Raw genomic sequence first — 13,261 nt, forward strand, 5'->3', positions numbered from 1 at the left:
TGATGCGCTGACGGGTACGGGCTGTACACGCCGTCGGTGCGCTTGTACGTGGTGTTGGGCGTGACCGACCCCGGGTCCCGAAGTTGGCTGACTGGGCGGTTGTACGAGAGGAGCTGCGGGGTGGACGACGAGGTTCAGCAGCCGGAGTACGAGGTCGGGGCGGGCATGCTGTGCGTGTTCGGGCGGCAGTTGAAGCTGTTTCGGGAGCGGGCGGGCCTGGACCGCGCGAGGCTCGGGTCGCTGACTGGGTACTCGGCCTCGACGATCGCGTCGTTCGAGCAGGGGAGACGCATCCCGCCGCCGAAGTTCATCGGCCAGGCGGATGAAGTCCTGCAGGCTGGCGGGGTGTTGAGCGCGAGCAAGCAGGAGGTGGCTCGGGCTCAGTACCCGGCCTTCTTTCGGGACGCGGCCAGGCTGGAGGCTAAGGCGGCAGCCCTGCACGTGTACGCGACGAAGGCAGTACCAGGGCTGTTGCAGACGGAAGATTACGCGCGAGCGGTGTTCTCCATGTGGCGTCCGTTGCTGGACGAGGAGACCATCAACCAGCGGGTCGCGGCTCGCCTGGCACGCCAGGAGCTGTTCTCCCAGGCCTCGATGCCCACCATCAGCTTTGTCATCGAGGAGTTTGTTCTGCGACGACCGCTCGGCGGATGGGCTGTGATGCAGGGCCAGTTGGAGCAGATCCTGCTGTACGGACACCGGCGCAACGTAGAAATCCAGGTGATGCCGATCGAGCGGGACGAGCATGCTGGGCTGGAAGGTCCCTTCACCTTGATCGAGACGCATGAAGGACAGAGGATCGCCTACGTGGAGGCGTACAAGGACAGTCGTCTCTACACGGAGCGGAGGCTGGTACGGGAGATCGAGGAGCAGTACGGCATCCTCCGGGCCCAGGCGCTCACTCCGCGCGAGTCGCTGGCAGTCGTCGAGAAGTTGCTTGGAGAGAGATGAAAGCCCAACAGCTCATAAAGCCTGTACCGGATTCGGCCTGGTTCAAGAGCAGTTACAGCACGGGGTCGGGCGGCGAATGCATCGAGGTCGCCGTCCGTCCCGCCACCGTCCACGTCCGTGACTCGAAGGACACAACCCGCGCCGCACTCGCCATAGAACCCACGGCATGGGCCGCCTTCGTGGAGTTCGCGGCACGTTGACCGAGGTGGCACCGATCGCAGGGCCCTCTGGCGGGCGTGTGCTCGCCGAGAGCCCTGCGTATCCCACCCCTACGGCACGCCTTCACCAGACCCAGCGCCTTGCTCGCCCGCGATCGCCTTCCCGGATAGTGATCGGCATCGTGAAGGAAGCCGGCTCTCACACCACCGCCACTCTCGTAACGAGGTCTCAACGAAGCTGATCCATGTTGACCCTCGCAACTCGGAGGCACTGTAGGTTCCTGCCATGAAGCAGGGTAAAGAGGTCGAGAACCCCGAGTCGCGTTTCTTCGCGGTGTTGATGGCGGCGGCGAAGCTCCCCGGTGTGCGGATCAACAGGGAGGCGTACCTCCGCAGTGCGCTCGCTCGACACTGCTCCGAGGAAGAGATCCGACGAGCGATAGAGGAGACTCCCGCTGCCGCGGGCATCACTGTCGAACTCCTCGACAAGGTCGCCAACGACTCCATCCGCTACGAAACCGCCAAGGTCAGCGCTCTCTCGGCCGCAGCCGGGATGCCCGGCATCTTCGCCCTGCCCGCCACGGTGCCCGCCGACCTGGCCCAGTACGTCGGCCACATGCTGCGCATCGCGCAGAAGCTCGCCTACCTCTATAGCTGGCCCGATCTGTTTGACGATGAGGGGGAGGGCGTCGATGACGCGACGATGGGTGTGCTCACGCTGTTCTTCGGCGTGATGTTCGGCACCCAGTCGGCGAACGCCGCCGTGGGCCAGGTCGCCGGCATGCTGTCGAAGCAGGTCGCGAAGAAGCTGCCGCAGAAGGCGCTCACCAAGGGTGTCATCTACCCGATCGTGAAGAAGTCCGCGGCTTACCTCGGCGTCCAGATGACCAAGCAGTCCTTCGCCAAGGGCGTCTCCAAGGCCATCCCCGTCGTCGGGGCCGTCGTGTCCGGCGGGCTCACTCTCGCGACGTACCTTCCGATGGCCAAGAGGCTCAAGAAGCACCTTGCTGGCCTGCCCCTGGCGGACCCGTCGCGCCAAGCACCGGAGGGGGACGTCGTGGACGGCGAAGTCGTGGAAGAACACGAGACGTTCGCCCCGGCGGACGCCGAACTGCACGACGCGGACACCGCTGCCGTCAAGCTGGAGCAACCCAGGGACTGACGCCGCGCGTGTCCATCGCCGGGGCGGGGAACCGTCGGCCTGCGGGCTTGCCCATCACCCCGTCCCGCTGATCACCGCTCCCCGCCACGACCCATTGCAGCTCCGGTCCCCCGCGGCGGGGCCAGGGGGACGATCTCCCGGTCGAAGAAATCGTAGAACCCCTCACCACGCTCATACAGCGCATCGAACCCGGCATTCGTTTCCCGGATCAGTGAGCTGTCCGTATAGCGATTGGCTCCCGCCGCGCTTCCGTCCTCGTCGTACACGACCTCGTACATGACCACGTCGCCAAGAATCACCACTTCTGGAGCCAGGTGACTCTGCTCGATGCTGGAAATATCACGAGCGTCGATTACCTTGATCGCGTCGCCCACGTCCACTCGCACGCGCAGCACGTGCAACTCCCACTGCACATACGGCGTCACCGGGAACTCCACCACCCGGAGGCGGCGGTGCGTGACGCCCAGTTCCGACGCTCGCCGGATTTCCCGGGCGTAGTCCTCTCGCCTCTCGTCGGCCAGCGACAGGGCCCTCTCCCAGTCACCGTCGGCGAAGGCCTCCCAGCTCGGGAAGCCGCGCTCCTGGAAGTGCTGGCCGCGCTCGAGCTTGTTGAGGAAGCCGATCCCGCTGGAGTAGATCCGGCCGAGGTCGGCGTGGTACGTGGGTCGGTCCAGGCGTTCGGAGGCGCCGTGGGGAAACGAGTCAAACACTGGGGATGTCCGGCTTCGCCGCGATGAGCATGTTCCGGGGAATGACCACGAGGCGCTCGTCCGATCCGATCGAGACCCCGTCGGGAAGGTTGCTGCCGAGCGACTGGGTGAGGTCCCGGCCGATGACGGCGATGTCGCCGTTGGCGAGTTCCCAGATGTCCGGGCAGTCAGGAGTTCCGGTGGTGTTTCCCAGCTCCTGGGGCGTTTTTCCCAGGCGCCGCTTGAAACTCGTGTCGGGATCCGCTTCCCATGGCCTGGCCATTTCCCTCGCCCCCTCGATCGGTCGGGAGGGCTCACCGTACCGCGCAAGAAGCCTGTCTGACCACGCGTCAGAGCCGGTCCTCAGGGGTATTGGCGAGGATTGATTCCTCCTTGTTCCCTGCCGCGCAGAGGTGGAATGATATTGATCGCACTGAAGATCGCGCAAAAATCTGACAGGTGACATTTTCCATCTGATGCTGTCAAAAAATAGGGTGAGTGGAGGGGTGTCTGTGGACGCTGAAGTGGCCTTGCTCGCGCAGAGCGCGGGAACCACCTTGGTCGCGTTGATGGCGACCGATGCCTGGCACCACGTGCGTGACGGGATCACGCAGCTCTGGCGCCGGACGCAACCAGAGCGCGCCGACACCGTCGCCGCCGAGTTGGAGGCCGGCCGCGAGGACGCGCTCGCCGCCGCGGCCACAGGCGACCAGGAGACCCTGGACGAACTACGGCTTCAGTGGCAGGGGACGGTACGGCGGCTGCTCGTCGCCCGGCCCGCCGCCGTACAGGAACTGCGCGCACTGCTGGACCAGCTCGACCCCGACGGCTCAGCCGCCCGGCGGATCACCCAGCACGCCACCGCATCCGGTCAGGCCCGGGTCTACCAAGCGGGACGTGATCAGCACATCACAGAGCGATGACGGGCGGGACGGACGGTCACGCCGAGGACCACGGACGCGTCTACCAGTCGCACGGCGACCAGCACATCAGCGAGCACCACCACTACGGCGACGCCGGGCCGGACAACGGCGGGCCGGACTCCGTGCGACGCCCGGCGGTCGGCCGGCTCCCCGTCGCGCTCCGCGACCGCAGCGAGGTGATGGAACGCCTGCGGACGACCGTGCGGACGGAGCCCGGCGGCCAGGTCTACGTGCTGTACGGGATGGGCGGCTCGGGCAAGACGGCGGTCGCCTGCGCCCTGTTCCAGGAGGTCACCGCGGAAGCGGGCCGGGTGGGCCTGTGGGTCAACGCCTCCGACCGCGCGAGCCTGCGCGCCGGCATGCTCGCCGTCGCCGCCGACCGAGGGGCGGAAGACGGTGAACTGCTTGCCGCACGCAACGGTCTTAGACCCGCTGCCGACCTCGTCTGGAGGTATCTCGACCGCTCCGCCCAACCCTGGCTGCTGGTCCTGGACAACACCGACGAGCCGGAGATCCTGCGGGACGGCGACTGGCTGCGCACCAGCCCCCGCGGCACCGTCCTGGTGACCACGCGGCGCGCGGCGGCCCGGTGGTGGCCGGGCGCCGAGCTGCAGTACATCGGTGTCCTGCCCCGGGAGGACGCGGCGCTCGTGCTGCGCGATCTCGCACCGCACAGCGGCACGACCGAGCAGGCGGCGCGGGTCGCGGACCGGCTCGGGCGGCTGCCCCTCGCCCTCACCCTGGCGGGCGGCTTCCTCTCCCGGCAGGTCATCGACCCCTGGACGATGGACGCCTACGGGGACCAGCTCGACTCGGACGAACGGGTCCAGCTCATAGACCGAGGGGCCGACGCCCTGTCCGAAGCGGACCCCCGCCATCTGGTCGGCCTGACCTGGCAGCTCACCCTCGACGCGTTCGAAGCGCGCGGACTGCCCGAAGCGGCGGCCTTGCTCAGACTGCTCGCCCGGTTCGCCGCGGAGCCGCTGCCGCTGGCTCTGCTCAACCACGCCGGCATCGGCGCCGTACTGCCTCGTGCCCGGACCGAGACAGCCCTCAGAGCGCTCCTCGACCAGTCACTGTCCGAACTCGTCGAGGCCGCAGGCACACGCTGTGCACAGAGTCACGGCATCCTGCTCGACAGCGTCTCGGCGGCGACCCCCGCAGACCTCGTGCCGGCCCTCGACACGACAGCCGTCCGGCTGCTCGACGGGGCCGTGCCCGCAGTACCCGATGCCGGTCCGCACGACCCCCGGCTGCGGCTGCTCGTTCCTCACGCGCTGGCCCTGCTCGGGCACGCCGGCGAGTCGTCCGCCGCCGACGCCCTGGCCGTCACGACGCGGCTGGCAACCGCCCTGCACCGGACCGGTGACTACGTCTCCGCCTGGGAGACCGCCCGGAACGCCGCCGATCTCGCGCAGCGACACCTCGGCGCGGATCACCGTGCGGTCCTCGCCGCCCGGTCCAGGGCAGGGCGGGCACTGTTCCGGCTGGGCCGGTACGCCGAGGCCGAAGCGGTGCTCCGCACGGTCCGGGACACCCAGGTGCGCCTGTTCGGCGCCGACGACCCCGACACCGCGGACAGCGGCTACGGTCTCCAGCTCGTGCTGGCGAACCTCGGCAGGCGGGAGGAGGCCGTCGCGCTGCTCCGCGACACCGTCGCCGGGCGGCGCTCCGCGCTGGGCGCCGCGCATCCGCTGACCCTGCGGGCCCGCGCCGGCCTGCTGGAGATGCTGCCCGCCGCCGAGGTGGTCACCGAGGAGGACGGCGCGCTGCTCTCGCTGCCGTCGGAGTGCGAACGCGTCCTGGGCCCCGACCACACCGTGACGCTCGGCGCCCGGCACAACCACGCGTGGGCGCTGTACCTCCTGGGCCGCTTCGACGAGGCCGACCGGGAGATCCAGCAGGTCGCCCAGGCGTATGAGCGGCGGTTCGGGCCCGAGTACCCGATCGTGCTCGCCGCCCGACAGCTCCTCTCCCGGACCCGGGCCGCGCTCGGACACAGGGAGGAGGGGATCGCTCTGATGACCGACGTCGTCGAGCGGCGGGACCGCGGCCTGGGACCCGAGCACCCCTTCACGGTCGCGAGCCGGAACCTGCTGGACGCCTACCGTTCGGGGCGATGGCGGCCGTAGCGCGCCACGGCCGGGACCGGAGCGGTCCGCACGGGCGGTGAGATCGGGCAATCGGCACGGGACGGAGAGGGGGACCGATGTAGGGTGCTGTGCGCAGGCCGTACGGGTGACGTTCAGTGCGAGGGGGACGAAGAGTGCAGACGCCGCGAACCCACCCGACCTGACCCGCCCGACGTCGTGAGCGTGGTGTCCGTCCGCTCACCGCACGACCGGATCTGTCCGTGCCGCCGGCCAGGACGGCCGGTCCGCTGCACCGGCCGTCCGTACTTCTGAGCGCCTGGCCCCGCCCCTCGGAACGGCCCGGGGCTTCGGCGGCGGACCCCAGCACGGCACCGAGTACGAGCAGCAGCAGCGACCACCGTCAGGGAGAGCGAGAACCCGCAATGGCCCAGCCGCCCCTCCTCCGCGATGTCATCGACATCAAGGAGTCCATCTCCACCTCGGACTTCGTGCTGTCCCTCGCCGAGGCGACGACACCCGAGGGCGCCCAGCACGCGCTCAAGGACTACGTCGTCACCGAGCGGCTGCTGGAGAACTTCGACGAGGCGCTGGCCCTCATCAAGTCCTCGCTCGATGGGCACCGCTCCAAGGCTGCCTACCTGCACGGCTCGTTCGGTTCCGGTAAGTCGCACTTCATGGCGGTGCTGTACGCGCTGCTCAGCGGCAACCCGGCCGCCCGTGCCCGCACCGAGTTCGACCCGGTGCTGACCAGGCACGAGTGGCTGAGCACGGACGGCAAGAAGTTCCTGCTCGTGCCGTACCACATGCTTGGTGCGAAGGCCCTGGAGCAGCGGGTGCTCGGCGGGTACGTGCACCACGTCAAGAAGCTGCACCCGGACGCCCCGACCCCGCAGGTGTACCGCACCGACTCCCTCTTCGCCGACATCCGCGCCATGCGCGCCAACATGGGCGACGAAGCCGTCATCCGCGGCCTGGGCACCACTGACGCGGACGACGGTGAGGAGGACGAGTGGGGCGAGGGCTTCGCCTGGACCCCGCAGCTCCTGGACACCGCGCTCGCCGCCGAGGAGAACCACGAGGCGGGCGTCCACCTCAACCTCACCAACCCCTCCACCCCGGCCGAGCTGCGCGCCAAGCTCGTCAACGACGCCGGCACCAACCTCCTCCCCGGCTTCACCAAGAACGCCGCTGAGGACGAGCACGGCTTCATCTCCCTGGACGCGGGCCTCTCCGTCATCGCCGAGCACGCCAAGTCGCTCGGCTACGACGGCCTGATCCTGTTCATGGACGAGCTGATCCTGTGGCTGGCCACCCTCATCCACGACCAGAAGTTCGTGGCGCGCGAGGCCAGCAAGATCACGAACTTCGTGGAGGGCGGCGACGCCCGCCGGGCCATCCCCGTCGTGTCGTTCATCGCCCGCCAGCGGGACCTGCGCGAGCTGGTCGGCGAGGAGGTGTCCGGCGCGGCCGAGTCGTCAATTCAGGACACCCTGAACCTGGCCTCCGGCCGGTTCGACAAGATCACCCTGGAGGACCGCAACCTCCCGCAGATCGCCCACGCCCGCCTCCTCAAGCCCAAGGACGACGAGGCGGCCAAGCTGGTCGATGCCGCCTTCGAGCAGACCAAGCGGGTCGGTCCGCAGGTCTGGGACACCCTGCTCGGCTCGGAGAAGGGCACCACCGGCGCGGACGCGGAGTCGTTCCGGCTGACGTACCCGTTCTCGCCGGCGTTCATGGACACCCTCGTCCACATCTCGTCCGCGCTGCAGCGCTCCCGCACCGGTCTGAAGCTGATGGGCCAGCTTCTCGCCGACCACCGCGACGAGATCCGGCTCGGCCAGCTCGTCCCCGTCGGTGACCTGTACCCGGTGATCGCGGGGGGCGGCGACAAGCCGTTCACCGACAGCCTGAAGGTCGTCTTCGAGGCCGCCGACAAGCTCTACAAGACCAAACTGCGGCCTTACCTGCTCAGCTCGTACGACATCACCGAGGACGACGTCGAGCAGTACCGCAACCGGCCCGAGTCCCTCAGCGACCAGAAGAAGCTCAATGGCTGCCGGATGTTCCTCGGGGACAACCGGCTCGTGTGCACGCTGCTGCTGTCCGCACTCGCGCCCAGCGTGCCCGCGCTGTCCGAGCTGACCATCCGGCGGCTCGGCGCGCTCAACCACGGGTCGGTTCTCGCGCCCATCCCGGGTGCCGAGGTCGGCATCATCAAGAACAAGGTCGCCGAGTGGGCGGCGAGGTTCCCCGAGATCAAGGAAACCGGCACCGACGCCAACCCCGGCGTCCGCCTCGAACTCTCCGGCGTCGACGTGGACTCCGTCATCGCCAATGCCCAGGTCAACGACAACCCCGGCAACCGCGTCGCCCTCGCCCGCCGCCTGCTGTCCGAGGAACTGGGCGTCGAGCATGGTCAGCTGAGCGACCTGCTCAACTTCACCTGGCGCGGCACCGCACGCACAGCCGAGATCGTCTTCGGGAACCTCGCCGACGAGGACGAGTTGCCCGACCATGACCTCATGCCGCAGGAAGACGGCCGCTGGCGCATCGCCATAGACCTGCCTTTCGACGAGGGCGAGTGGGGCCCGGTCGAAGACGTCAACCGCATCCAGCGGCTGCGCGAGCGTCAGCAGGGCGAGCGGTCCCGCACCGTCGCCTGGCTGCCCGCGCACCTGTCCGCGCAGCGCTTCCAGGACTTCCGTCGCCTCGTCGTCATCGACAAGGCCCTCGCCGACGAGCACCGCTTCGACACCCAGTACGCCGGCCACCTCAACGCCGACAACCGCAGCCGCGCCAAGGGCCTCCTCGAAACCCAGCGCGAGGCGCTGCTCAAGCAGGTCAAGGGCGCCTTCAAGCAGGCGTACGGACTCGCCCAGAAGCAGGCCGCCGATGTCGTCCCCGACTTCGACGACCACCTCGTCGCACTGCCCGACGTCGACGGACTCACCCTGTCCTTCGGGCAGAGCCTGCACGACGGCATCCGGCACGTCGCGGGCAAGCTGCTCGCCCACCAGTACCCCGCCCACCCCGACCTCGACCCCGACGCCACCGGCACTGCCGTCAAGCCCGCCGACATCAAGAAGGTGTTCCCTCACCTCAGGGCCGCCGCCGAGGCGCGCGACGGGCGGGTGGAGGTTCCGGCGGGCGACCGCGGATACATGCGGCGCATCGCCGAACCCCTGCGCCTGGGACAGCAGAAGGAGGCGTACTTCGAGCTGTCCCGCTACTGGGCCGACCACTTCCGCCAGCTCGCCCGCTCCCAAGGTGTCACCGGAGATCTGTCCCTGATCACGCTCACCGACTGGACCGACAAGCCCGACCCGCGCGGTCTGCCCGACCTCCTCGCCCGGCTCGTCGTCGCCTCCTTCGCCGAGATGGACGACCGGGTCTGGGTGCGCGGCGGCACCGTCCTCGACCCCGCGCCCGAACTGTCCGCGATCAAGGACCACGACGCGCTGCGCAGCCAGCCGCTGCCCGCCGAGTCCGACTGGGACACCGCCCGGCAGCGCTTCGAGACGATCTTCGGGGCGAAGCCGCCCGCGTTGCGGCGCGGCCGGATGGTCAACCAGTTCGCCCGCCAGATCATCGAGGCCGCCCGCGACCACCGGGACCACGCGGCCGATCTGGTGCACCAGTTGGAGGCCCACGCCTCCTTCCTCGGCCTCGACCAGACCGCCGATACCGGACGCCTTGCCCTCGCCCGCCGCTCCCTGGAACTGCTGGACGCCCTCACGGCGGAGGCCGGCAAGGGCGCGGCCGGGGCGAAGAGGACGGTGGAGGCCCTCGCCTCCTTCGACCTGGGCGAGACCAGCGCCGACCGGTACGGCACCTCCATCAAGAAGGCCCGTGCCGTCGCGGAGGCCGTCGCCTCCGCTCCCTGGAGCACCGTGGAGCTGGCAGCCGGACTCGGTCCCGAGGGCGAGGCGCTGCTCGACTCGCTGCGCAACGTGGCCCGCGACGACCAGCGCACCGCCGACCTGCGCGATGCCCTGGCCCGCACCCAGCGCGAGGTTGTTGCTCTGATCAAGCGCGCCCAAGCCGCGGCCGCCCCGTCGCCCGCACCTGTCGCTCCGCAGCCCACGGCCGACGACCTCTCCCTGAACACGCCGACCAGCGACCCGCGCATTCCGTACACCCCGTCGCAGGAGACGCCCTCCCCGGCGAGCGCCGGCGGCACGGCGCGGAAGTCCGGGCGTCGCAGCACGACCGTGTCCCGGGCCGTCGAAGACCTCCAGGCGGAGTTGGCCGACCTGGCCGCCCGCCACCCGAACGCGACCATCGAGATCACCTGGCAGGTCATCGAATGACGGACACCGTCGCCGCCGTCCCGGGCGCGGTGCGGCTGAACACCGCCACCGTCACCCAGTATCTGTCCTCGCAGTCGTCCCTCGCCGCCTCCCTGACAGGGGACGGCGAGGGCAGGCGCCGGGTCGTGCTGCTGCGGTCCGCACCGCAGTGGGACGGGCCTGCCGAGCCCGCCTGGGGCGAGGGCCGTACGGTCGGCGTGGCGGTGGCGCCGTCTCCGCTCGCCGTTCACGAACTCGTCCTCGATCACCTGGCGGGCCGCCGTCCCGGCCCCGCCGTGCTGGTCGTCCTCACCGACCGGGAGCAGAACGAACTCGACCCGGCGATCCTGGCCCGCGTCCACAAGCTGCGCATCGACACGGTCGACAGCTGGGACGTCGTCCGCGAGGCGTTCGGCGCCCGGCAGATAGACCCCAGGCTCAAGGACGTCAACTGGGCTGCCGAGGCACTGCTCGACGCCACGCCGCCCGGCGGCTGGTCGGCTGTGCCCGGTGGCTGGCTGTCCCGCCAGTACGCCCTCACCGCGCTCGCGCAGCGCCGTCTGCGCCTCGGCCGCTATGACACCGAGGGCGGCACGCGTCGCCCCGGCGACGACCGGCTCGACGCCCAGGCCCTGCTGCACTGGTCGACCCGACCCGGAGCGCCCGAACGGCTCCTGGCCCTGCGCGGCCCCGAACACGCCGGCCTGTCCGCCTTCCTCGGTGAGGAGGACCAGGCGGGCCTCGCCGGCCGTGCCTTGCTCGCGCTCGTCGATGCCGAGCGTGGCGCGGACGCCGCCGCCTTCGGCCTCGTGTGCGCGGCGCTGTGGCAGCACGCCGAGCCCACTCCCGAGACCTACCGGGCCCGGGGTCGCGCCGAACGCTACTTCGGCGATCAGCCTCCGGCGACCGGCGACCAGCTCGACGCCCTGGTGACCGTCTTTGGCCGGGCTGCCGAAGAGTATGTGACCACACTGCTGGCGGCCGGGCACCGCACGGGCGGCACCGACGCCGACCAGGCACGCGAGGCACGCCGCACCACCGGCATCGTGCTCGACCGGGCGTCCGCGCTGGCCCGTCAGTTCGGCGCGGAGGAGGCCGTGGCGGCGAGCCCCGTCCTGCGCGGTGGACTCGAGGCACGGTTCACCGCCGTCGGCCAGGCCCTCGCGTCGGGGGACACGGCCGCGGTGGCGGACGCCGTCCGCCGCCTGGAGGACCACCGGCTCGCCGCCGAGCCGGAAGAGGCCGCCCGCATCGAACGGGCCCGCATGGGCCAGCGACTGGCCCGCTGGCTGGACACCGACCCGCCCGCAGACGCCCCCACCGTCGCCGACGCCATACAGCGGCACGTCTCGGATACCGGGTGGGCGGATCTCGCCCTGGAGCACATCGAGGCCGGTGGCGACCCGGACCCCGTCCTCAAGGCCGCCTACGACACCCTCGGCACTCGCATCAGAGAACAGCGTCGGCAGATCGACGCGTCCTTCGCGCGCTCCCTGGCGGCATGGACCGAGGCCGGCACACAGCCCGGCTCCATGCTCACCGTCGAGACCTTCCTCGACCGCGTGGTCGGCCCGGCCGTGCGCCGCGGAGAGGAACGGCGGGTGCTGCTGCTCGTGCTGGACGGCATGAGCGCGGCCATCGCCAACGAACTGGGCGAGGAACTACGTCGCTCGTGGGCCGAGTTCGACCCCCTGCCCGAGGGCGACGCCCCGCGCCGACGTGCGATGGCTGCCGCCTTGCCGACCGTGACGGCCGTGTCCCGTACCTCCCTCTTCGCGGGCACTCTCATAAAGGGCACCCAGGCCGACGAGAAGCGGCTCTTCCCCACGCTGAAACTGTGGGGCGGGGCCCCGGCCGCCGTGTTCCACAAGGACGACCTGCGCACCGAGACCGCGGGCGACACCTTCGGCCCGGCGCTCACGGAGGCACTGGCCGACGGCAAGACCCATGTCGCCGTCGTTCTCAACGCCATCGACGACCGGCTCGCCAAGGAGCAGAAGCTCGGCGACGGCGCCTGGCGGATCGACGACGTGCCCGGCCTGCGCGATCTGCTGCGCGTGGGTGCCACCCAGGGGATGGCGGTCGTCCTCACCAGCGACCACGGCCACGTCGTGGACCGGCACGGTACCAAGGTCGACGCCGCTGCCGACCCCTCGTCCGCCCGCCACCGCCTGCCCGGCGGCGGCCCACTCGCGGAACGGGAGATCGCCCTGTCCGGGCCGCGCGTGGTCTGGCCCGAACCTGGGGCGTCGATCGTCGCGCTGTGGGACGCCGACTCCCGTTACACCGCCCTCAAGGCCGGATACCACGGTGGGGCATCGCTCGCCGAGGTCACCATCCCCGTGCTCGCTTTCCTGCCGTTCGGCGCGGAGCCTCCGAAGGGATGGCGGGAGCTGGGCGACCAGCGGCCGGCCTGGTGGGCGCCGGAGGAGGCCGGTAAGGCACCGCTGCCGGACGGGCACATTGCTCGACCGGTGACCGCAACGGCTCCCGCTCCCAAGAAGCCGACGGGCAAGGCCAAGAAGCAGCAGGCGGAAGTCGCTCGGACGCACGACACGCTCTTCGACGTCGCGCTGACGACCGGGGGAGACGACGCTCTCCTCACCCCGACCGTCGTCTCCCGCACCGAGACCCTGGTGACGGCACTGCTCGAATCGGAGACGTACCAGGCGCAGCTTGGCGGACTGGCACGCAAACCGCCGCAGGAGCAGGTACACAAGGCGCTTGCCGCCCTGCTGGACGCGGGCGGCACGTTGCCAGTAACCGCACTCGCCCAGCGCGTCGGCATGCCCGTCGCACGGGGCGACGGCTTCGCCGCCGTCCTGCGGCAGCTCCTCAACTACGACGGCGTACAGGTCCTGGAGACTCTGCCGGACGGACGCACCCTGCGGCTCCACGAAGCGTTGTTGCGAGAGCAGTTCGCTCTCGGAGCCGGCTGACCACGCGGCTCGGGGTGCCTCCGGATTCGATCCCGAGACACCCCGAGCGGCGAGCCG

Annotated in this window: 9 protein-coding genes; 7 read left to right on the top strand and 2 right to left on the bottom strand. The window is 70.3% G+C overall.

The annotated features are described in order from the left end of the window. Positions 1–120 precede the first annotated feature (120 nt). The 3 genes from ACQY0Z_RS26565 (at position 121) to ACQY0Z_RS26575 (ending at position 2,271) form a co-directional block, all read left to right on the top strand. On the top strand, positions 121–951 hold the full coding sequence (locus ACQY0Z_RS26565) for a helix-turn-helix domain-containing protein (RefSeq protein WP_439812929.1): 831 nt from the start codon (positions 121–123) through the stop codon (positions 949–951). Continuing rightward, on the top strand, positions 948–1,151 hold the full coding sequence (locus ACQY0Z_RS26570; protein ID WP_439812930.1) for a DUF397 domain-containing protein: 204 nt from the start codon (positions 948–950) through the stop codon (positions 1,149–1,151). Before ACQY0Z_RS26565 ends, ACQY0Z_RS26570 begins: the two co-directional genes overlap by 4 nt. A gap of 244 nt (positions 1,152–1,395) precedes the next feature. After that, the gene (locus ACQY0Z_RS26575) at positions 1,396–2,271 is read left to right on the top strand and encodes a hypothetical protein (protein ID WP_439812931.1); all 876 of its coding nucleotides are present in this window, start codon (positions 1,396–1,398) and stop codon (positions 2,269–2,271) included. A 71-nt stretch (positions 2,272–2,342) separates the two neighbouring features. Here ACQY0Z_RS26575 and ACQY0Z_RS26580 read toward each other — a convergent pair whose 3' ends face one another. Both ACQY0Z_RS26580 and ACQY0Z_RS26585 read right to left on the bottom strand, forming a co-directional pair. Beyond that, the gene (locus tag ACQY0Z_RS26580) at positions 2,343–2,981 is read right to left on the bottom strand and encodes a DUF6879 family protein (protein ID WP_365168052.1); all 639 of its coding nucleotides are present in this window, start codon (positions 2,979–2,981) and stop codon (positions 2,343–2,345) included. Continuing rightward, positions 2,974–3,243 (bottom strand): hypothetical protein, encoded by a 270-nt coding sequence (locus ACQY0Z_RS26585; RefSeq protein ID WP_175447223.1) that lies wholly within the window; start codon positions 3,241–3,243, stop codon positions 2,974–2,976. Before ACQY0Z_RS26585 ends, ACQY0Z_RS26580 begins: the two co-directional genes overlap by 8 nt. Positions 3,244–3,472: 229 nt before the next feature. Here ACQY0Z_RS26585 and ACQY0Z_RS26590 point away from each other — a divergent pair, with 229 nt between their 5' ends. The 4 genes from ACQY0Z_RS26590 (at position 3,473) to pglZ (ending at position 13,204) form a co-directional block, all read left to right on the top strand. Beyond that, positions 3,473–3,883: a hypothetical protein gene (locus ACQY0Z_RS26590; protein ID WP_254585483.1), complete on the top strand. Its 411-nt coding sequence runs from the start codon at positions 3,473–3,475 to the stop codon at positions 3,881–3,883. Then, the gene (locus tag ACQY0Z_RS26595; protein WP_439812932.1) at positions 3,880–6,015 is read left to right on the top strand and encodes a tetratricopeptide repeat protein; all 2,136 of its coding nucleotides are present in this window, start codon (positions 3,880–3,882) and stop codon (positions 6,013–6,015) included. The genes ACQY0Z_RS26590 and ACQY0Z_RS26595 overlap by 4 nt, the downstream gene beginning before the upstream one ends. A gap of 383 nt (positions 6,016–6,398) precedes the next feature. Then, complete coding sequence (pglY, locus tag ACQY0Z_RS26600) at positions 6,399–10,286, top strand: BREX-2 system ATPase PglY (RefSeq protein WP_439812933.1); 3,888 nt, start codon at positions 6,399–6,401, stop codon at positions 10,284–10,286. After that, entirely contained in the window at positions 10,283–13,204 is a 2,922-nt protein-coding gene (gene pglZ, locus ACQY0Z_RS26605; RefSeq protein ID WP_439812934.1) for a BREX-2 system phosphatase PglZ, read from the top strand. The genes pglY and pglZ overlap by 4 nt, the downstream gene beginning before the upstream one ends. Positions 13,205–13,261 lie beyond the last annotated feature (57 nt).

Origin of the sequence: Streptomyces sp. P9-2 (assembly GCF_051903975.1) — a bacterium.
Taxonomy (GTDB): Bacteria; Actinomycetota; Actinomycetes; order Streptomycetales; family Streptomycetaceae; genus Streptomyces; species Streptomyces cellulosae.